The 20,602-nt window shown below is 44.1% G+C and carries 16 protein-coding genes; 7 read left to right on the forward strand and 9 right to left on the reverse strand.

The annotated features are described in order from the left end of the window. Positions 1-205 precede the first annotated feature (205 nt). The 4 genes from ACGTN9_RS01615 to ACGTN9_RS01630 form a co-directional block, all read right to left on the reverse strand. Positions 206-1,882, reverse strand: a complete 1,677-nt coding sequence (locus ACGTN9_RS01615; RefSeq protein ID WP_499589872.1) for a M4 family metallopeptidase — start codon at positions 1,880-1,882, stop codon at positions 206-208. 107 nt (positions 1,883-1,989) lie between these two features. Next, positions 1,990-2,928 carry a PD-(D/E)XK nuclease family protein gene (locus ACGTN9_RS01620; protein ID WP_499589874.1) on the reverse strand — a complete coding sequence of 313 codons (939 nt, stop codon included), beginning with the start codon at positions 2,926-2,928 and terminating at the stop codon, positions 1,990-1,992. Between the two features lie 338 nt (positions 2,929-3,266). Continuing rightward, positions 3,267-3,695, reverse strand: coding sequence for a BrxA/BrxB family bacilliredoxin (locus ACGTN9_RS01625; protein ID WP_499589876.1), 429 nt, complete (start codon positions 3,693-3,695; stop codon positions 3,267-3,269). Between the two features lie 94 nt (positions 3,696-3,789). Then, positions 3,790-4,941: a conserved virulence factor C family protein gene (locus ACGTN9_RS01630; protein ID WP_499589877.1), complete on the reverse strand. Its 1,152-nt coding sequence runs from the start codon at positions 4,939-4,941 to the stop codon at positions 3,790-3,792. 137 nt (positions 4,942-5,078) lie between these two features. Here ACGTN9_RS01630 and thiD point away from each other — a divergent pair, with 137 nt between their 5' ends. The 3 genes from thiD (at position 5,079) to argH (ending at position 8,730) form a co-directional block, all read left to right on the forward strand. Further along, positions 5,079-5,882, forward strand: a complete 804-nt coding sequence (gene thiD, locus ACGTN9_RS01635) for a bifunctional hydroxymethylpyrimidine kinase/phosphomethylpyrimidine kinase (RefSeq protein ID WP_499589879.1) — start codon at positions 5,079-5,081, stop codon at positions 5,880-5,882. Between the two features lie 167 nt (positions 5,883-6,049). After that, the gene (locus ACGTN9_RS01640) at positions 6,050-7,309 is read left to right on the forward strand and encodes an argininosuccinate synthase (protein ID WP_499589881.1); all 1,260 of its coding nucleotides are present in this window, start codon (positions 6,050-6,052) and stop codon (positions 7,307-7,309) included. Then, positions 7,306-8,730: an argininosuccinate lyase gene (gene argH, locus ACGTN9_RS01645; RefSeq protein ID WP_499589883.1), complete on the forward strand. Its 1,425-nt coding sequence runs from the start codon at positions 7,306-7,308 to the stop codon at positions 8,728-8,730. The genes ACGTN9_RS01640 and argH overlap by 4 nt, the downstream gene beginning before the upstream one ends. A gap of 266 nt (positions 8,731-8,996) precedes the next feature. Here the strand turns inward: argH and ACGTN9_RS01650 are convergent, their stop codons facing one another. Then, positions 8,997-9,986, reverse strand: coding sequence for an ABC transporter substrate-binding protein (locus tag ACGTN9_RS01650; protein ID WP_499589885.1), 990 nt, complete (start codon positions 9,984-9,986; stop codon positions 8,997-8,999). 202 nt (positions 9,987-10,188) lie between these two features. Here ACGTN9_RS01650 and ACGTN9_RS01655 point away from each other — a divergent pair, with 202 nt between their 5' ends. Genes ACGTN9_RS01655 through ACGTN9_RS01665 form a run of 3 tightly spaced genes read left to right on the forward strand, consistent with a single transcriptional unit; the run spans position 10,189 to position 13,093 of the window. Beyond that, entirely contained in the window at positions 10,189-11,193 is a 1,005-nt protein-coding gene (locus ACGTN9_RS01655; protein ID WP_499590500.1) for a FecCD family ABC transporter permease, read from the forward strand. Then, a complete protein-coding gene (locus tag ACGTN9_RS01660; RefSeq protein ID WP_499589887.1) occupies positions 11,190-12,245 on the forward strand; it encodes a FecCD family ABC transporter permease in 1,056 nt (351 codons plus the stop codon). Before ACGTN9_RS01655 ends, ACGTN9_RS01660 begins: the two co-directional genes overlap by 4 nt. Before the next feature lie 14 nt (positions 12,246-12,259). Next, positions 12,260-13,093: an ABC transporter ATP-binding protein gene (locus ACGTN9_RS01665; protein ID WP_499589889.1), complete on the forward strand. Its 834-nt coding sequence runs from the start codon at positions 12,260-12,262 to the stop codon at positions 13,091-13,093. A gap of 52 nt (positions 13,094-13,145) precedes the next feature. Here ACGTN9_RS01665 and ACGTN9_RS01670 read toward each other — a convergent pair whose 3' ends face one another. The 4 genes from ACGTN9_RS01670 to ACGTN9_RS01685 all read right to left on the reverse strand — a co-directional run bounded on the left by ACGTN9_RS01670 (position 13,146) and on the right by ACGTN9_RS01685 (position 18,752). Next, the gene (locus ACGTN9_RS01670) at positions 13,146-14,015 is read right to left on the reverse strand and encodes an SDR family oxidoreductase (RefSeq protein ID WP_499589891.1); all 870 of its coding nucleotides are present in this window, start codon (positions 14,013-14,015) and stop codon (positions 13,146-13,148) included. A gap of 79 nt (positions 14,016-14,094) precedes the next feature. Beyond that, positions 14,095-15,507: an amidase gene (locus tag ACGTN9_RS01675; protein ID WP_499589893.1), complete on the reverse strand. Its 1,413-nt coding sequence runs from the start codon at positions 15,505-15,507 to the stop codon at positions 14,095-14,097. An 832-nt stretch (positions 15,508-16,339) separates the two neighbouring features. Continuing rightward, complete coding sequence (gene trhO, locus ACGTN9_RS01680) at positions 16,340-17,290, reverse strand: oxygen-dependent tRNA uridine(34) hydroxylase TrhO (RefSeq protein ID WP_499589895.1); 951 nt, start codon at positions 17,288-17,290, stop codon at positions 16,340-16,342. Between the two features lie 121 nt (positions 17,291-17,411). Beyond that, positions 17,412-18,752, reverse strand: coding sequence for an MFS transporter (locus ACGTN9_RS01685; RefSeq protein ID WP_499589897.1), 1,341 nt, complete (start codon positions 18,750-18,752; stop codon positions 17,412-17,414). A gap of 307 nt (positions 18,753-19,059) precedes the next feature. Here ACGTN9_RS01685 and ACGTN9_RS01690 point away from each other — a divergent pair, with 307 nt between their 5' ends. Next, positions 19,060-20,556, forward strand: coding sequence for a nitrate/nitrite transporter (locus ACGTN9_RS01690; RefSeq protein ID WP_499589899.1), 1,497 nt, complete (start codon positions 19,060-19,062; stop codon positions 20,554-20,556). Positions 20,557-20,602 lie beyond the last annotated feature (46 nt).

The following is a 20,602-nucleotide window of genomic DNA, read 5'->3' on the forward strand; positions in this document are numbered from 1 at the left end:
AAGTAAGAAAAGCATCAGATTCAGATTTGAGTCTATCATTCTATCAGAAAATTGTCAATTATTAGTCATTTATGCCGATGCGTTTAGTCCTGCGAATGAAGAAATCTATCACATAGAAATTAGATTTACATTTGGGCAATGCTATCTTACAAACAAATACCCCGGAGCCCTCCAAAGCTGGAGGTATCCGGGGTATGCTGTCCATTTACTCGGTAATGCCTACTTGGTTAAGTCCGTATTCAGTTGCCTGGACTTCTTCACTGCCTTCACCATAAATATCAGTCGCAGATTGAATCAGTGCTTGTCTCGCCTGGCTGAAGTTCGTGTCAGGAGTGAAATAAACAGTGAGAGCACGGTAATAGATTTGTCCCAGTTTATCCTTACCGATTTGTTCACCTGTATAATAAGCGGCATGGTTGATAATCGAAGAATTAATGTGTACCCCGCCATTATCAAGGTCTCTCGGAAGATCATAATACTCATCCATGTGGGATGGATACATGCCACTGCCATCCCCGTATGGAGCATATGTGGCCCCAACTGGATATTTACTAGGATTACTCAAGCTTCGAAGCGAGGTTCTGCCGGATTCCTTTGCAGCTTCTGCCATGATATCTTCACCGACTTCCCAATCCTCTTCATCAACAAGGGCACCAAAAATATCTGCAAAAGCTTCGTTCAAGGCACCGGACTGGAATTGATATTTTAATCCTCCGGAATGGCTGATGACGCCGTGGGTCATTTCATGGGCAGCGACATCAAGACCAGCAGATAATGGGACGAAAAATTCCCCGTCTCCATCCCCATAAGTCATTTGGTGTCCGTTCCAAAATGCATTATTGTAATCTTCACCGAAGTGGACGCTCGACTTGATCGCCATCCCTTCCCCGTCAATTGAGTTGCGGTCATGCTCTTCCAAATAATATTCGTACACTTTTTCTGAATTGTAATGAGCGTCTACAGCAGGCTGATCGTACTCCGCATTCCATGCAGATCCCACCTTAGAATGTACTTCACCCGGAAGTCCTCCCCATTGATGGGCGAGATCATATGTATAGATGCCGTCTAAACCGTCATGCGAGTTGTCCTGAAGATAAAATTTTGTTCCATCCCCAGTCTTTTCATTTTTATGTGAAACATGCAGTTTGCGATGGTCTCCTAAGACACCGGTTCCAGATCCTTTCGCCGGCAGGTAGCCATCGGCATGCATCAAGGCGTTATATTGATCGATGACCTTTCCGGTTTCGGCATCTACGTATACATACCAGTTACCTGGCTTTTCACCAAGGAAATTGACATTCACTTTATGAGCGAGATAGGCCTTATCATCGAAAGGATAAATGACCAGCTCGCTGGATGGTGCATAATCGAGTTTCTCTGGAGCCTTTACAGCCTGTTTAGCTGCAGCTAATGCTCGTTCCTGAGATATAGCAGGTTCGGTAGTTACCTCTGCATTTTCAACAGCAGTATTGAATTCTCCATTTACTGAAGTAATGGCATTGTCCTGATTGTAATGGACAATCACTTCGCTTCCTTCTACTGGAATCCCGTTTTTACTTTGCTGGAAACGCACATGTGTCATGCCCAAGTCGTCTTTCTCTGTCTTCTTTTCTAGTAAGCTTGCTTTTGGATTTTTAATTTTATATTTACTGGTGTTTTTTTCTAAATGTTCAAGAGCAGTAGCAGCATTGCTGGCCTTATGCTTTTCTGCTTGCTTTTCGATGACAAATAAAGGCTTGTTTCCGTTATTGAGGCCGTGTTTTTCTGTGATCGCTTCTGTGGAGGCTTCACTATGTACAGCTTCCGAAGGGAGAGGTGCTATCGTTCCGGCGAACATCGTAGTCGACAAAACCAATACTGGTAATAATCGTTTTTTATTCAAAAAAATTCCTCCTCAAGATGGTTTAATACCAATTATAAAAGAGAGGAGGAATAAAAGTCAGAATATTTTTAACTATTTTTGTAATGCAAAAGTCCTAATCTATGATACTATAATCCGAAACAAAGTTCCTGGTAGTTGCATCTGGCACATTTACGCTCTTCCTGATACATCGGAAATTGATTGATATCAACGGGCTCATTTTTTTCAACATCAATCAGGTACTTGGACATTTCCTGTATACTCATTCCAAAAAGGTTTTGAACATTGATCAAGTCAGCTGAATTCAATGCGTGTTCTTTATGGTAGCCTTCCAGCAGGTACTCATTGCGTATAACGATTTTATCCAGGGAATCTATGTTATAGCGCTGCTTTAAATAGAGGGCGTATAGCGCCAGCTGATTCCGGTCTTCTGCAGATGCTTTACCGGTTTTCCAATCAACGATGACCCACTTATCTTCTATTAGGTCACGATAGACAAGGTCCATGACAATATATATTTTGACATCGCCGACCATCATATACCGAAAGTCTTCTGATTCGACAAAACGGATATTTTCCGGAGATTGGATATCCTGGAATGTTTGGCTTGTCAGGAAGTTGTTCATAGCTGTACCAAGCCGTTTTTGAATTTTAGCTATTTTATTTTCAGGAAGCCTATCGTGCTGGCTATAATAGATTTCATGAAGCATGGTATAATGTTTCGGCTTATCATGCCACAGATGCTCCCGGCGTGTCGAATCTATGAAACCCTGATTTAGCTGTTGTCGTATACGTTCGATCAACTTCTGTTCAGAAGGGATTTGCCTCTTATCCAAATAATATTGAATGACTTGGTAGATGGTATCGTGAACAATACTTCCGAACAGCATTTCCAGGTTGGTCAATTTTTTCAACCGGTATGTGTGACGTGCCAGGGAATCAGCATCCCGAAGCCAGCCGTTATGGGAAGCATAATAGTCGTAGCCATATTTTCTGGGACATTCGAGCAGAGTTTTGTGGCGGGAAATGGACCAGGATAATTCTGGATGGGGTTTTATTTCGAACATGGAATCACTCCGAATATGTAATTAGAGGGGCACGGAGGCCCCTCTTCAGCGTATCAGCTGCATGATAACAATATATACTCCTACCAGGAGCATCCCGATGGTGCCTGGTCATATCGGTGGGAATTTTGGCTTGCCGCCGTTATTCGCCTTTTGACCATCATCGGTTTTGGAAATTTGTCAGGAGCCCTGGTAACAATGCTTCTTGTTCTCTTCGCTCACGAAAAACCCCTCCTCGCAATATACCTATAATGGTATATCGCGAGAGGGGGATTGTCAATTGGCTGGGTGCGGTTATCCGAAGATCTTATTCGCAAAATAAATGGCAATCACGCAACAGTTCAGCAATGCTTGTCGTAAGCATTTGTCAGGTTATCCACGATTTCTTCTACTTCGAAGTCTTCGATATCTTCCCGTGGAATGAAATGAACGACTTTTCCATCTTTCATTAGTGCCATCGATGGGGAAGAAGGCTCTAATCCTTCGAAATGTTCACGCATACGTGCTGTTGCTTCACGGTCCTGACCAGCGAAAACAGTGGCAAGGTGTTCCGGTGTTTTTTCAAAGGCCAACGACTCTCGCGCTGCCGGACGGGCAAGACCTGCTGCACATCCGCAAACGGAATTGACAACGACCAGTGCTGTACCTTTTGTGTTAGCTACAAATTCATCGACTTCCTCAGGAGTCGTCAGTTCCTTAAAACCTGCGTTTGTCAATTCATCACGCATCGGCTGTGCCATTTGTTTCATATATTCTTCATAAGCATTCATGTTAAATCCTCCTTTAAATGATAAATATAATTATTTTTTGCTGTTGATAGCGTAAAGAGCGTAATTATAATCATTATTTTCCAAGCATATAAAATCAATTGTTTTTTCGGGCTTCTGTCATTTGGTGCCAGACGGAGCCTTTTGCTTCTTCGCCGCCCTGGATTCGCTGCAGTGCCATTTTTACCTGCATGCGTACTTCGAATTCCGGGTCGTTGATGGCTTCTTCTAATGCTGGAATTGCCGTTTCGTCTCCGATTTCATATAAAAACATGGCTGCTCTCCAGCGGACAAGTTTATTCGGGTCCGATAGGGAAGCGATCATTTCAGGCATCGCTTCTTTGAAGCCTAAATCGGATAAGCAGTCACCAGCTGTTCGCCGTACCGTGACCGACTTGTCCTGCAACGCCTGGTACAGGTAAGGAAGGACTTCCGGCTCTTCAATCATACCAAGATAGGCAGTCGCCAGGCGACGGATAGAACCTTTTTCATCATGAAGCGCTTTTTCCAATATTGCAAGGTCTTCATAGGACGGGTTCATCCGGTCGAGAGCCGCATATCGTACTTTCCAGTCAGAAGCATCAAGACTTTCCAGAATATCCGCTTGCTTGTCCTGGCTTGGTGCTTCTGCTTTTTCTTCGGTTCCTTCTTCGAAAGCACGTTCAACAAGTGCATCCAAACGTGCTTGATCATAGCTGGCAGCCAGTTCCTCTGCGACTTCCTGACCGATTTCTTCCATATCGCCGTAACGAGGGTTCTGTTCAACCCATTTTCGTTCCATGACCATATTAGGGGAAGCTGGTGAAGCTTTCATCGCTGCATTTTTGAATAGTTCCGGGAGTCCGACACGTTTCTCTTCATTACCATCATCAAGCTTCACTTGCATCGGTATACCTCGGAACATCTGAACGAAGACTTTTACTTCGCCAAATGCATCTTCTGTTTGTGCAGCTTGCTGCTGGGTGTTTTCCTGACCCTCATTTTCTTCCTTGGTACCCAGTGCTTCCCTTACCTGTGGCAGCACATTTTCCCACGAAGCGCGTGGATTTCGATCCAGCGCGATAAAATCCATGACATGGTACAGGCTTTTAACGCCTTCGATAGCGAGGAGATCTTTTATATGATCTGGTGCTTCCTGCAGATCATCACCTTGCTTAAAATTATAGGTGTCGCCTGCCGGGAGCTCTTCATCCAAATTTATTTTCATCGAATTGGGACTCGGCGTCGGTTCAATCGACACAATTTTCATATCTATGTCCCCCTTTTACATTAATCTAATGTTGATTTTAACAGAGATTAGCGCTGCTATCCATTACCGGAGCCTCATCATTGGTTTATAACAGCAGGCGTAGTATGATAATGAAAAAATGAGAAAGGATTTTCACTATGACTATCGCTCGGACATTGACGATTGCTGGATCAGCCGCACAAGGGAGCGCGGGGCTTCAGGCAGATTTGAAAACCTTCCAGGAACGGGGAGTGTATGGTATGAGTGCCATTACTGCAATCGTTGCTAATAATTCCAGAACAGAGCAGGGGATATTCACGCAACCGCTCGAGGCGATTGAGGCACAAATATACGCGGGATTCGAGCATGTAGGGGTTGATGCGCTGAAAACAGGTATGCTGTTTACTAAAGAGATTATTGAGCATGTCACTGCTATATTAAAGGAAGTAAAAGTAGACAATATTGTAGTCGATCCAGTCATGATTGGGAAAATGGGATCGCAATTATTGAAGGATGATGCCATTAACACGATGAAAGATCATCTTTTTCCAATTGCTGAGCTTATCACGCCTAACACAATGGAAGCAGCTAAGATTTTAGGGTGGGATAAAATCGAAACCCTTGAAGATATGTACCAGGCAGCTAAAGAGCTGCATCAATTAGGGCCGGGTTATGTACTGGTCAAAGGCGGTGCTCTCGCTGATTACCCGGCAGTGGATATTTTATATGACGGAGGAAACTTTACAGAATACCGTTCTGAACGAGTGAATACCATCCATACGAGTGGAGCAGGATGCACGTATGCTGCAGCAATTACGGCTGAACTGGCTAAAGGTAATTCAATAGAGGATGCAGTCGGCCTCGCGAAAGAATTTGTAACCGAAGCGATCCGTTATGCCCTTTCTTTCGAGCGGGGAATCGGGTCTACCAATCATGCTGCTTATCGGAATAAAACTAAATAGATGTAATTTAGCGCGCAGAACCCCGTCACTGCGCGCTTTTTTTATGCCACTTAAAAAGTTTTTGAAAAAAATCACGTTTAACTGTTGAATTAATATACTTAATAATGCATAATAATTCATATCTTAAAAGAACGAGGAAAACAAACAGCAAAGGGGAGCTGACACTCATGGAAAAACAAAAAGTAGTATTAGCATATTCAGGTGGATTAGATACTTCGGTAGCGGTGAAATGGTTGCAGGATAAATATAACTATGAAGTTATCGCTGTCGGATTGGATATAGGGGAAGGGAAAGACCTTGATTTTGTTAAGGAAAAAGCGTTGGACGTCGGGGCATTGAAATCTTATACCGTAGATGCAAAGGCCTTATTCGCGGAAGACTATCTGTTGCCAGCTTTGAAGGCGAACGTCATGTATGAAGGACAGTACCCGTTAGTATCTGCGTTGTCGCGTCCATTGATCGCGAAAGTTCTCGTTGAAATCGCTGAAAAAGAGGGGGCAGTCGCTGTCGCTCACGGCTGCACCGGTAAAGGAAACGACCAGGTCAGATTCGATGTCGCGATTACAGCACTGAATCCAGAATTGGAAATCGTTGCGCCTGTCAGAGAATGGGCGATGTCCAGAGATGAAGAGATCGCCTATGCGAAAGAACATGGTATTCCGGTACCAGTCGATGTCGATAACCCGTACAGCATCGATCAGAATATGTGGGGAAGAAGTAACGAATGTGGCGTACTGGAAGATCCTTGGGCACAGCCGCCGGAAGAAGCTTATGATTTAACAACTGCACCAGAAAACGCACCGGATGAACCGGAAGAATTGGAAATCACTTTTGTAAAAGGCATGCCTGTTGCTATCAATGGCGAGCAGCAGCCATTGGAAGATTTGATTCTGAACTTGAACCAGATTGCAGGCAAGCATGGTGTCGGACGTATCGACCATGTGGAAAATCGTCTTGTCGGCATCAAATCAAGAGAAATCTATGAAACTCCTGCCGCAACGACATTGATCACGTCCCATCAGGCATTAGAATCATTGACACTTCCTCGTGAAGTTGCGCAGTTCAAGCCGATCGTGGAACAAAAATTCGCTCAAATGGTATACGAGGGCTTATGGTATTCTCCATTGATGGACGGCTTGAAGGCTTTCATTGAAGAGACCCAGACCCACGTCTCCGGCGTAGTGAAGGTTAAGTTGTATAAAGGCCAGGTACAGGTGATCGGACGTAAATCCGACTTCTCTCTATATGACTTCAATTTGGCCACTTACAATCCGGATGACGCCTTCGACCATGAAGCAGCACTTGGTTTCATCAAGCTGTGGGGACTGCCGACGAAAGTCCATGCATCGGTCACCCAGGGTGAAAAAATTACAGGCAGCTCTTTAGATAAAGTTAAATTAGACTTGAAAGAGGCGGTTAAGTCGTGACTAAATTATGGGGAGGTCGTTTCACAAAAGCGACCAATCAACTCGTAGAAGAATATACAGCATCGATCAATTTCGACCGAAAACTTGCGCGTTACGATATTATCGGCAGTATGGCACATGTAGATATGCTCGCTTCCTGTGGGATTCTTACCCACCAGGAAGCGGCTATCATCATTGAAGGCCTGAATAAAGTCGATTATAAAATCGAGTGCGGCAAGGTGGAGCTGGATGTCGGACATGAAGACATTCACATGAACGTCGAGCAGCTGTTGAGCAAGGAAATCGGGCCGCTCAGCGGCAAGCTTCATACCGGAAGAAGCCGTAACGATCAGGTTGCTCTTGATATGCGACTCTATCTGCGTGAGGTTGTCGTCGATATGGTTGAACAGCTTGTTCAATTACAGCAAGCCTTGCTTACCCAAGCGAAAACTAATCTGGATACGATCCTTCCAGGCTATACGCATCTGCAGCGGGCTCAGCCTGTGTCGTTCGCCCATCATATGATGGCGTATGTCTTCATGTTCCAGCGTGATGTCGACCGTTTGGAAGACAGCTTCAAGCGCATCAACCAGATGCCCCTTGGTGCTGGAGCCCTTGCAGGCACGACCTTCCCGATTGACCGTCAGCAAGTAGCAGATAAACTGCAGTTTGACGGTCTTTGTGAAAACAGTCTGGATGCCGTCAGTGACCGTGATTTTGTCATTGAATTTTTATCTAACACATCAATGATTTCGATGCACCTGTCCCGGTTATCGGAGGAGCTTGTCCAATGGTCAAGCACGGAATTCAACTTCATTGAGCTGGATGACGCCTTTTGTACGGGAAGCAGTATGATGCCGCAAAAGAAAAACCCGGATGTTCCAGAGCTTGTCCGCGGAAAAACAGGCAGGGTATATGGCAACCTGATCGGCATGCTGACGACGCTGAAGTCACTGCCGCTCGCTTATAATAAAGATATGCAGGAAGATAAAGAGGGCATGTTCGATACAGCTGAAACCTTGAAAGGAGCATTGGCATTGTTTGCTCCGATGATTGAAACGATGCATGTCAACAAAGAGGCGATGTATAAAGCAGTGGCAGAGGATTACTCCAATGCTACCGACCTTGCTGATTACCTGGTAGGGAAGAATGTGCCCTTTCGTGAAGCCCATGCCGTAGTCGGTCAGGTGGTGCTTCACTGTATCAATAAAGGCTGCTATCTTCTTGATCTATCATTGGAAGAATTCCATCAATTCTCTAATGCTATTGAAGAAGATATCTATGAAGCGCTGACACCTGAATCAGTCGTGGAAGCCCGGAATGTTACCGGCGGTCCGGCGAAGAACCGCGTGCAAGAACAGATTGTAAATGCAGAACAATCAATTACAGCCAGCTTAAGCTGGGTCCAGTCCTTGCAGTCTGCAGTCAAGCTCGATGGCTGACTGTGAAGGTTGTCTGGTAATCGGGTGATTAGTCTAGTTAATTGCAGGAAGTGTCTAGTAAAATCACGGTTTTGTCTAATAAATCTTCCCTAATGTCTAGTATTTTTCCGAAAATGTCCAGTAACCTCATACTGGTGTCTAGAACTTAAAAGAATTGTCTAGTAAAACCGCCCTGTCCGGCAGCATACGGCAGGGCGGTTTTTCTTATGCTTTATTCCATTCCATAAAGAAAGGCTGCCCTGAGGGGAGCAGCCTTTAATTAATCATTATTTTTCTTCTTCCAGAAATACTTTTTCAAGGTCATCGACCATTTCGTTAGCAGCGAGGTATCCGCCAGCAGTATTCCAGATTGCATCACTTACTTCGTGGACATTATCTTGCTTAACCACTTCAAGGTTCTGGAATAATGGATCGGTCATCCATTCTTCTTTTACTTTATTTGCAGCCCCATCTCCTGTTTCATAAGTGAAATGGAAAAGAACATCTCCATCCATGGCTGGTATACGCTCTTTTGTTGCTTTTTCCATAAAGTCATTAGCCTGCTGGGATTCAGGACGTTTGAAACCGATTTGATCCAGGATGACACCTGAGAAAGAGTCTTTATGGTAAATACGGACATGATCAGGCATGAAACGTACTACCGATACTTTCTGGTCCAGCTTGTCTCCGGCTTTGTTTGCGAAATCTTCCAATCGCTGATCATATTCATCAATCAATTGCTGACCTTCTTCTTCTTTATTCAATGCCTTGGAATAGGTCATGAAGTTTGTCTGCCATTCTCCGCGTAATGTTTCCGCGAATACGGTAGGGGCAATTTTATTCAACTTATCGTAGATGTCTTCCTGACGCATTTTGTTACCAATGATCAGGTCAGGCTTTAATTCAAGAATTTTTTCTATGTTTACGTTTGATTCATCACCAACGACTTCGACACCTTCCATTTGATCACTGATGTGGTCATACCAAGGGTCGCCTGTCCAGGACTTTACTGCTCCGACTGGCTTAACTCCAAGAGCCAGCAAAGCTTCTGTACCTTCGTTCGTAAGTATAACAACACGCTCAGGTTTCTCTTCGATTGTAGTTTCGCCCATCGCATGTTTTATGGTATATGGTTCAAAATCTCCCGTGCTTTCGCTTCCCTCGTTATTATTGCTTTGATCTTCTTTTGTATCTTCGTTAGAAGACCCTCCACAAGCTGCTAATACAAGAGATAAAACCAACATTAACATAAATGCAGGTAAGTATTTCCTAAACATACCTTCCACTCCCTAATTGATTATGATTATCATTCACAATTAGTAGCTTACCTAATCTTTCCCCCTTAGTCAACGGAAATTTGAAACATTTTGTGACATAAATGAAAATGATTCTCAAAATCATTGACAGTTGAGTATAGGTCAAATAGACTTGAAAGTGTAGGAATATACTAGTTTCTGTATAATGAGAGGATTAAAAATTATGGTGTTGAGGACAGCCGGTGCGAGATGGTCAGGTATTCTTGCCGGACTTCTGCTGCTTATCTTATTTATCTGCGGCAGTATCGTTTTAGGTTATACAGACGTAACACTAAATGAAGCATACCAAGCTTTTTTTCATTTTGAACAAACTAATAAACATATCATTATAAAAGACGTCCGGTTGCCCAGGGCACTGATTGCCAGTGTTGTGGGAGCATCATTAGCGGTTGCCGGAGTATTAATGCAGGCACTTACAAGAAATCCGCTCGCATCTCCTGGGATTTTCGGTATCAATGCCGGAGCTTCTTTGTTCGTTGTGCTTGCAGTCTCCTATTTTCAGACCATTTCCCTCCAGGGGATGACTTGGGTGTCCTTTGCAGGTGCGGCAGTTGCTGCTGTCACTGTATACGTAATTGGCTCTGTTGGCCAGCAAGGCTTAACACCAGTAAGACTTACATTAGCCGGTGCTGCCATTGCGGCTTTGTTCTCTTCTTTTACCCAGGGGCTGCTCGTTTTGAATGAAAAGGCTCTGGATGAAGTGTTATTCTGGCTGGCCGGCTCTGTTCAAGGGAGGAGTCTGGAATACCTTTCTTCCGTATTTCCATATCTTGCAGCTGCATGGATTGGAGCGCTACTCATTTCCCGTCATATCAATATTTTGATTATGGGGGAGGATGTAGCTCAGGGGCTGGGTCAGAGGACCGGCTGGATCAAAGCGGTAGCAGGTATTTTGATTGTACTGTTAGCCGGTGGAGCAGTAGCGATTGCAGGACCTATTGGCTTTATCGGAATCGTGGTTCCTCATTTTGCAAGATCGATCGTAGGGCAGGATCATCGCTGGGTAATCCCTTATGCAGGCATATTAGGAGCTATCTTATTATTGGCTGCCGATATCACTGCAAGGTATGTCATTATGCCGGAGGAGGTTCCGGTGGGTGTCATGACGGCAATTATCGGGACACCATTCTTTATCTACATTGCCCGTAAAGGATTGAAAAGCACATGAGCAGATATCGCGTATTTCGTACAAAAAATGATTGGATCTCGTTTCTTTTCGATCCCAGGTCGATGATCGTATCCGCACTGCTTCTTCTCACTTTAGTCACGTTGTTTTTATTTTCAGCTGCTCTGGGTGAAATCTTTGTTCATCCTCTGGATGTGATCAAAGTTTTGATAGGGCAGGGAAATGAAATAAATCAGATGGTAGTCAACTCATTCCGTATGCCAAGAATTTTAACCGCGCTTTTTGTGGGTATTGCGTTATCGGTCAGTGGGGCAATTTTACAAGGAATGATCAGAAACCCACTCGCATCACCGGATATTATAGGAATCACAGGTGGTGCAGGGGTAGCTGTTGTCGCATTCCTGGCCATGTTCAGTAATGAGGACAATGCATTGACAGTAAGTCTTCAGTGGTTGCCTTTAGCTTCTTTCATTGGAGCTATCATTGTCGGTTTTATGGTGTACATTCTTGCTTATAAAAATGGTATTGCGCCCATGACACTGGTTTTGATAGGGATAGGTATTTCCTTGTTGACCCAGGCATTGATAACGACGTTTATGATTCTGGGGCCTATCTTCCGTGCTTCCCAGGCAAATATATGGCTGACTGGAAGTGTATATGGTTCCAATTGGGCAGAAGTTAAAATATTGGTTCCTGTTGTTCTTGTTTTGTTTATAGTTTCTTTAATTATTTCAAGAAGAATCAATGCTCAGGAATTAGGGGAAGAAGCTGCTGCAGGCATTGGGGCCCATCTTCAAAGGGACCGGTTGATTTTCCTGGCAGTGTGCACGGCATTGACTGGTGCTGCTGTTGCCTTTGCTGGCGGAATTGGCTTCGTCGGATTGATGGCTCCCCATATTGCCAGGCGTTTGGTAGGCTCGTCTTACGGCGCCTTGATACCAGTATCAGCATTAGTAGGTGCGATCGTCGTACTGGGTGCTGACCTGGTGGGACGCACGGTATTTTCCCCGCTTGAAGTCCCGGCTGGAGTATTTACAGCAGCGATCGGAGCGCCTTACTTCATCTTTTTGCTATATAAAAGCAAGCAGTCATAAAAGGAGAGATTATTATGAAAACGCTGATTGCCAATGATTTGTCGCTAGGATACGGAGAAGATCTTATTATCGATTCCCTTGATATTTCGATACCTAAAGGGGAAGTAACGGTATTGATTGGTGGAAACGGCTGCGGAAAGTCCACATTGCTGCGTTCATTAGCCAGACTTCTAAAGCCGCAGTCCGGTCATATTGTTCTTGATAATAAAGATATCTCAAAGATGCGCACCAAGGAAGTGGCAAAGAAGATGGCTATCTTGCCGCAAAGCCCCGTTACTCCAGAAGGACTGACTGTGCTTCAATTGGTGAAGCAGGGACGCTACCCATACCAAAGCTGGGCGCGCCAATGGTCAAAGCAGGATGAAGAAGCTGTACAGACTGCTTTAGAAGCAACGAACATGCTTGAACTGAAAGAACGTTCAGTTGATTCTTTATCTGGCGGGCAACGACAGCGGGCATGGATTGCCATGACACTTGCCCAGAACACGGACACGTTGTTACTGGATGAGCCTACAACGTATCTGGATATGACACATCAAATTGAAATTCTGGACCTTTTATTTGATTTAAATCAGGATCATGGTCGTACGATTGTGATGGTATTACATGATATCAACCTTGCAAGCAGGTATGCCGATCATATCGTCGCTTTGAAGGATAAAAAAGTCTATGCGCAAGGAAAGCCGGAGGATATTATAACGTGTAAAATGGTTCAGGATGTTTTTGAAATGACTTGTGATGTCAGGGAGGATCCTTTGTTTGGTACACCTATGTGTATCCCGCACGGAAAAGGGCGCTGTCTTATTAAAGCAGCAGCTCAAAAACAAACCAGCCAAATTTCATCATAAACAGTAAATACCCCAGGAGAACGAGCTGTTCTCCTGGGGCATTATTTTTGTTTTAGCTGCTCATCCAATGGCCGCCGTTAATGTGGATACACTGACCAGTCATGTAAGAAGAATCATCAGAAGCTAACAGAACATAGCTGCCAACATGTTCGACCGGCTGACCAGGACGGTCCATCGGAGTGTTGGTACCAAATACTTCTACTTTATCCTCATCAAAGCTGGACGGGATAAGAGGGGTCCAGATTGGGCCAGGGGCTACCATATTGACACGGATCCCTTTATCTACCAACACCTGTGCCATCGAGCGTGTGAAACCGACGACAGCACCCTTCGTAGCCGTATAGTCGATCAACTCTTTGTTTCCTCGATAAGCATTGATCGAAGTCGTATTGATAATGGCGTCCCCTTGCTTCAAATGAGGAACAGCTGCTCTTGTGAAATGCCAGTAGGAATAAAAGTTGGTCTTGAACGTACGCTCCATCTGCTCTGTCGAAATTTCTTCCAGACTGGCTTGGGGATGCTGTTCCGCTACATTATTGACGAGAATGTTCAGTTTCCCGAATTCATCGATTGTCTGTTGAATGGCGTCCTTGGCGAATTGTTCTTCGCCGGCATCCCCAGAGATCAAGAGACACTTAACGCCTTCTTGCTCTACCCGTTCTTTCAGGCTTTTCGCATCCTCATGTTCATCGAGGTAGACAATAGCAAGGTGGGCGCCTTCTTTGGCATATCCAATCGCCACGGCACGACCTATGCCGCTGTCTCCGCCTGTAATTAATGCTACTTTATCTTTCAGCTTTCCGCTGCCTTTATAATCATCATCTTCTACAATCGGTTTTGGATCCATTTCTTCCCGGAAGCCAGGCTGTCTGTCCTGTACCTGCTTCGGTTGTCCTTCTGTTTGACGATCTGTCGGTTTCATGAATACTGCCTCCTTTATTTTTTCTCAGGTAGTGAACTTTACCACTTAAAGGAATACAGTAAACAAACTGCGAAAATTATCACAGTTGCAAGCTTTTATAACGGAGGGACCAGGGCTGTGAGCGTTCCAGCTGAGCAGCCAGTTGAAACATCCTATCGTCCTCACCAAGTCTGCCCGTGAACTGCACCCCGATGGGGAGTCCATTTTCTGTCCAATATAAAGGGACACTCATCGAAGGCTGGCCGGTTACATTTGCAATCGGCGTAAAGCTGCATATATCTGTAAAGTTATACATCATATCTTTCGTAGCATCATTCCCATTTGAAAAAGTGTCAAGACTTGCCGGTAATCCATTCAATACAGGAGTCAACAGGATATCATACTGTTCATGGAAGTGATGGATCTTTTGGGATTCCCGCATAAGCATGACCCTTGCTTCTTCATAATCAGAAGCAGAAAATTTGGACCCGAGATTGTAGACGTGATATGAAATCGGCTCTAAATTATCTTTTGTTGGATGTGTAGCTACCAGTTCAGACATATGTCTGATCAACAGGGAGCCGCCGGCAATCCAGCTCGTTATGAAGTGGTTCGCGAAAGCTTCAAAGTCAAATGGCAAAGGCTGATAATCGATTTCGTGACCAAGAGATTCAAGCAGACGAATGGCATGGTCGACCGCATTTCTGACCTCCTGAGATAAAGAAACGCGCCCCTGCCAATCAGGATCTACTGCTATCCTAAGCTTCCCAGGACCCTTATCAATATTAGAAAGAAGAGGGGTGTTCTTGGCAAGGGAAGGGTAGCTTTCTCCCGGCCCTGCTCCTTTAATGATGTCCAGCAGTCCTGCGCTGTCCCTGACTGATTTGGTAAGGGCATGGTTGACACCGAAATTATTCATATATATGGCAAAGGGTACTTGTCCTCGTGAAGGTTTATAACCGAATAACCCACATGCGGAAGCAGGAATCCGTATTGATCCGCCACCGTCACTTCCATGAGCAAAAGGAGCCATTCCGGAAGCGACCGCCGCTGCGGCACCTCCACTGGAACCACCGGCAGATCTGTCCAAAGCCCATGGGTTTTTTGTGGATCCTAAGTGGTTCGGTTCAGTGGTTGGTAGAAACCCGAATTCAGGAGTATTGGTTTTTCCGAGAAAATTTAACCCAGCGTCCCGGTAACGTTTCACAAAAATATCGTCATCTTTAGCGATGAATCCGTCCATCAGTTTCGAACCAGAGCTGGTCGGGTGATCTTTAATATTATTTAAGTCTTTAATAAGGAAGGGGAGGCCACCGAACAAGGTGGCCTTCGGTTTATACTGTTTTGCCCGCTCAAGTGCTTCATCGAACATTGTATGCACGATAGCATTTAATTCAGGATTTAACTTTTCAATTTTCTCTATGTAATGCTCGGTTAATTCATAAGCCGTGATTTCTTTCAGTTCTATTAATTGCTTTTGAGCTGTAGCATCCAGGTGAGCGATATCCAGCATCAAACAAAACCTCCTTAATCTATTCATATTACATAAATGACTTTCCTATCTAAGTGTATATAGCAACTATCAAATGTTAAAGGAAAAGGTCCCATTCATTATTTTACAGGAAGGCTCTGTTAAAGTTGTTGATATTCCATAAAGTATTATTTAACAATAGGGCTGTATAATGATTCAGAAATGTTTGTCTGAATAAGGGTCCGGTGGGGAACGACTCCCTTTCCGCGGGCATGCGCTGAGCCTCCTCAGACTTCGTCTTCTGGGGTCTCACCTGTCATTTTCATCCCGCAGGACTTTGAATTTGCTCCTTGACTTAACCCACGCACGAAGGAAATGCGTAGCATTTTCGAGGAGTCTCGTCGTTCCCCACCGGACCTTGCTATAGGAAGGTCTCGAAATCTTACTTGTGGAAACCGAACATGATAATAGAAAAAAGACTTTAGTTCCTTTATAAATGCATCAAGAAGAAGGGTTTCAGTTGTACATTCTTTCTCTTCTTGAAGGGTCCGTTTAGTACAAATCTGGCTGGAGGGACAGGGAAACGGCGAGACTCCCGCGGGAGAAGGGGCTAGGCAAGATCCCACAGGGCTTTAGCCCGAGGAAGCTTGCCAGGTCCCCCGTAGGAAAGCGAGTCGTTTCCCAGCCCATCCCTTTCCTCTCCTGGTAACGGCCCCATCAATCTTGAAACTGAGTCTTCAGCAATAGGGAGCTTATTTGGAAAATCAACACGGAGCCTGCAGGAAAGGGGGAAGGGAAACGATCACTTCACTTATAAATAAAAAAACGTTGGCCTGATAGAGACCAACGTCGTTAGAAGTGTTCAAGTAGTGATTTAGTTTTGCGTTTGGATTCGATCGTATTTATCAATTTGTTTCTGTTTGTCCACGTCCCAGCGGTTTTCCGGATGTTCGCGGCATTCCGTAGTGCAAGCGGCATGCTGTTCAATTTCACATTCTTCACAGCACACATACTGACGGTTGCAAATCGGATTGCTGCAGTTGATCATGCGGTCTTCTTTTTTACCACAGTGTTCACATTCAGCGATGACTGTCTCTTCTTCTGTGTGGTTGACAGGCACGGAGATCCGCTCATCAAACACATACATTTTACCGTCAAAATAACGACCTTTTGTTTCTGGATCCTTACTGTAAGTCGTGATACCGCCATCTAACTGGTAGACGTCTTCCACACCATTTTTCATCAGGATACCTGTCAGTTTCTCACAGCGGATGCCGCCAGTGCAGTAGGTGAGTACTTTTTTATCTTTCCATTGATCGGCATTTTCGGCAATCCACTCTGGAAACTCGCGGGAAGTCTCGACCTCTGGCTGAATGGCATTGCGGAAATGACCGATACGATATTCATATTCATTACGACCATCAATCACAATTGTATCTTCATCCTGGAGCAATTCATAAAATTCTTTAGGCTTCAAGCGCTTGCCGGTGAATGTCTTCGGATCGATGTCATCGTTTTCGATGCTCCAATTGACGACTTCTGATTTCGCACGTACGTGCATTTTTTTGAAGGTATGACCTTCTACTTCATCTATTTTAAAAACCATTTCTTTGAATCGTTCATCTGCATGCATATGCTTCATATATTCCTCGGTCTGTTCAACTGTTCCGGATACGGTTCCGTTAATCCCTTCAGGGGCAACGATGATTCGTCCTTTCAGACCTAATTCTTTGCAGTATGCCAAGTGTTCTGCCGCATACTCCTCATATTCTGGTAAATCGACATATTTATAATATAACAACACACGGTAGTCTTTATTGCTCATTTCTTATTCCTCCTGTTTCACATTGCAAGTGTGATAACATTTTTTTGCCACACTATATCATATCGACTTTTTGAAAAAATTTCAACAAGAGATGGCTTTCAATAGACCCTTTATTTGGAAGTTATGGTCTTTCTTTTGGTTTCTTCTTGATATAAACGTAGACGATTGCGTAGGAATAACTCATCCCAATAATCAGAACCAGAAGTGGAAGATGGAAAGAAGCAGCCCCGGTGGCTTGTGTAACTTCCAATAAAATTCCTGCCAGCACTGCTCCTGAAGCACTTCCGATAAAGTGGGTAAGCTGCTTCAGGCCAATCCCTGCACCAATTTGTTCATCCGGCAATATCCGTGATACTTCATTAGTAGAACTGGAAGATAAGCTGGAAAAGCCAAAACTGGTAAACAGGTAGGCAAACATAATCATGTAGAAGTTGACAGCAAATAAAAAGTATAAAATCACACTGGATAAAAGTAATAATCCTTGAGCACTGACAAGCACGATGATATTTCCGAACTTGTCTATCAACTTTCCTACGGTGATAGCAGCGCCTGCAGAGAGTATTGCCCCAGGAAAAATTACCATACCGATTAATAATGGCCCCAGGTTATAGATTTGCTGGAGCATCAGCGGCATCAAAAATAAAATAGCAAAGTTAGTAGCAAAGCCGATATAAGTTATATATAAAAGACGACGATAATGTTTATTTTGAAGCAGTTCGGGTTGGATGAACGGTAGTGGCGCTCTTGTAATCCGCATCCATAATAAGACTGCCAGTAACAGGCCAATAGCCGGGTAGTACCAGTGATAGGTCGTAATAAAAAGCAGAAAGGAGGTAATTGTCCCACCAGTCAGTAATCCTCCTAAAATGTCGAAAGCTCCCTTTTCTACGGTTTCCTCAGGCATTTTCTTTTTTAAAATCGGGATGACAGCCACAACAAATAAAGTAATGATAAATAGGTAATTCCAGCTCAGGAACTCCGTGATAATTCCACCTGCTACAGGTCCTAGTCCAAATCCTAAAGCAGAAGCTGAAGCGATAATTGCCATGGCTCTTCCTCTGTAAGATACAGGGATGTAACGGCTGGCAAATACAAAGGACAGCCCAGGAATGGCTGCAGCACCAGATGCCTGACATAACCTGGCGATTAACAGCCAAGTAAAACTATCTGCAAAAAAACCCAGCAATGATGAACTTCCAAATATGATCATACCAATAATCAAGAGCATTCGAAGCGGCAGGTAATCCGAGAGACGGGTATAAGTAATCGTGAAAATAGCTAATACGATTGAATATCCAGAGACAATCCATGCTCCCTCAGAAGGTGCTAAAGTAAAATCTTCTAATATAGTAGGTAATGCGATATTAAACATCGTTGTGTTCATTACAACAAGCCATACAGCGGCACTTAATATAAGGATAGTATTAAAGTTGGCAGATCTGTTTGATTGTTCTTTGTCCATTTATAGACCTCCTTTAGCCGCACTTTTTCTACATAAGTGTATAGGAGATCGTTTAAGGATGCGAAACATACGTTCATACCAGGGGGGATAGGGCGGAGAAAGAACTACCCAAATAGGAGCCATTCGCTATATGCATTACAAGAACCTGATACTGGAAGTTTTGAGTATAGCAAGCAGTCCACAATACCAATCTAAACTAGAAGAGAACATACAAAAAACTGAATTTTTTGTCAAAAATGGAATCGAGAGGGAATGCTTTGTTATAATGCACGTAGAAGAAAAATATTCTGTTGAAGAGGGTGTGTGAATGAAAAAACCAGGATTTCAGCTAGGATTACAGACACTCAGTTTATTTGCAGGGTTTATGGTTTGGGTGATTATATCTTCCTTAATGCCCTTTATCAAGGAAGACATCGATTTAAATGCCAATCAAGTAGCATTAGCCACGGCCATTCCGGTCATTCTGGGTTCATTGCTTCGTATTCCTTTAGGCTATTGGGCGAATAAATTCGGGGCAAGGCTGCTATTCACAATCAGCTTCGTTATTCTGCTGTTTCCTGTTTTTTATTTAAGCATCGCAGATTCTTTCATTGATCTAGTCCTCGGCGGTTTACTGTTGGGGTTAGGAGGAGCGATATTTTCCATTGGTGTTACTTCGCTCCCGAAATATTATGATAAAAAGCGCCATGGCTTTGTGAATGGTGTCTATGCAGTAGGGAATGTCGGGACGGCAGCCACCTCATTTGCTGCACCTTTTCTGGCAGCACAAATCGGCTGGCAAAGTACTATTCGTCTATACTTAGGCTTGTTGTTATTATTCATTATAGTGAATTTCCTGATGGGCGATCGTCATGAGAAAAAAGTTCAAGCACCGATTGTGCCTCAAATCAAGTCTGTGATTGATAATGAAAAGATGTGGTTTCTGAGCTTATTTTATTTTATAACCTTCGGATCTTTTGTAGCTTTTACCATCTACCTTCCGAACTTTTTAGTTTCAAACTTTGGACTGACCAGCGGAGATGCCGGCCTCAGGACAGCAGGTTTCATCGCTTTGGCGACCTTTTTAAGGCCGGTAGGGGGATGGCTTGGTGATAAATTCAACTCATTCATCTTATTGATGGTGGTATTTGCAGGGTTGACACTGGCTGGCGTGGTGCTTTCTTTTTCCCCGACAATCGAGCTTTACACAGTCGGTGTCTTAAGTGTAGCGGCTTGCGCTGGAATCGGAAACGGTCTTGTGTTCAAATTGGTTCCATTTTATTTCTCCAAACAGGCTGGGGTTGTCAATGGAGTCGTATCTGCTATCGGCGGTCTTGGCGGCTTCTTTCCGCCACTCGTCCTGAGTACGGTATATGGTTTGACCGGACATTATGCGATTGGCTTCATGGCTTTATCCCAATTCGCTCTTGCAAGCCTGATCATCGTCATCTGGATGTATTTTACCGACAAATTGCAGATGAGTCATGCAGCTATGAAAAATACGGTAGAGGGAATCATGATTACAGATCAGGACGGGGTCATCCAGTACGTAAATCCGGCGTTTACGGAAACTACCGGGTTTGAAGAAAACCAGGCAATCGGTAACACACCGAAAATCCTCAAATCAGGGAAGCATGGAGAAGATTTTTACCGTGATATGTGGCAGAAGGTTGAGCAAGAAGGCTATTGGAAAGGGGAGATATGGAACAAACGAAAAAACGGAGAGCTGTTTTTAGAATGGCTGACGATAAGTCCTATCCGTAATAAAAACGAACCTGTAACCGGCTATGTCGCAATGTTTTCGGAAATCACACCCGAAAAATAACGTAGAATCAACTAACGGGATGCCCCCCCATGGGGCATCCCGTTAG

The organism is Halobacillus sp. B23F22_5 (assembly GCF_043497085.1).
Lineage (GTDB): Bacteria > Bacillota > Bacilli > Bacillales > Halobacillaceae > Thalassobacillus.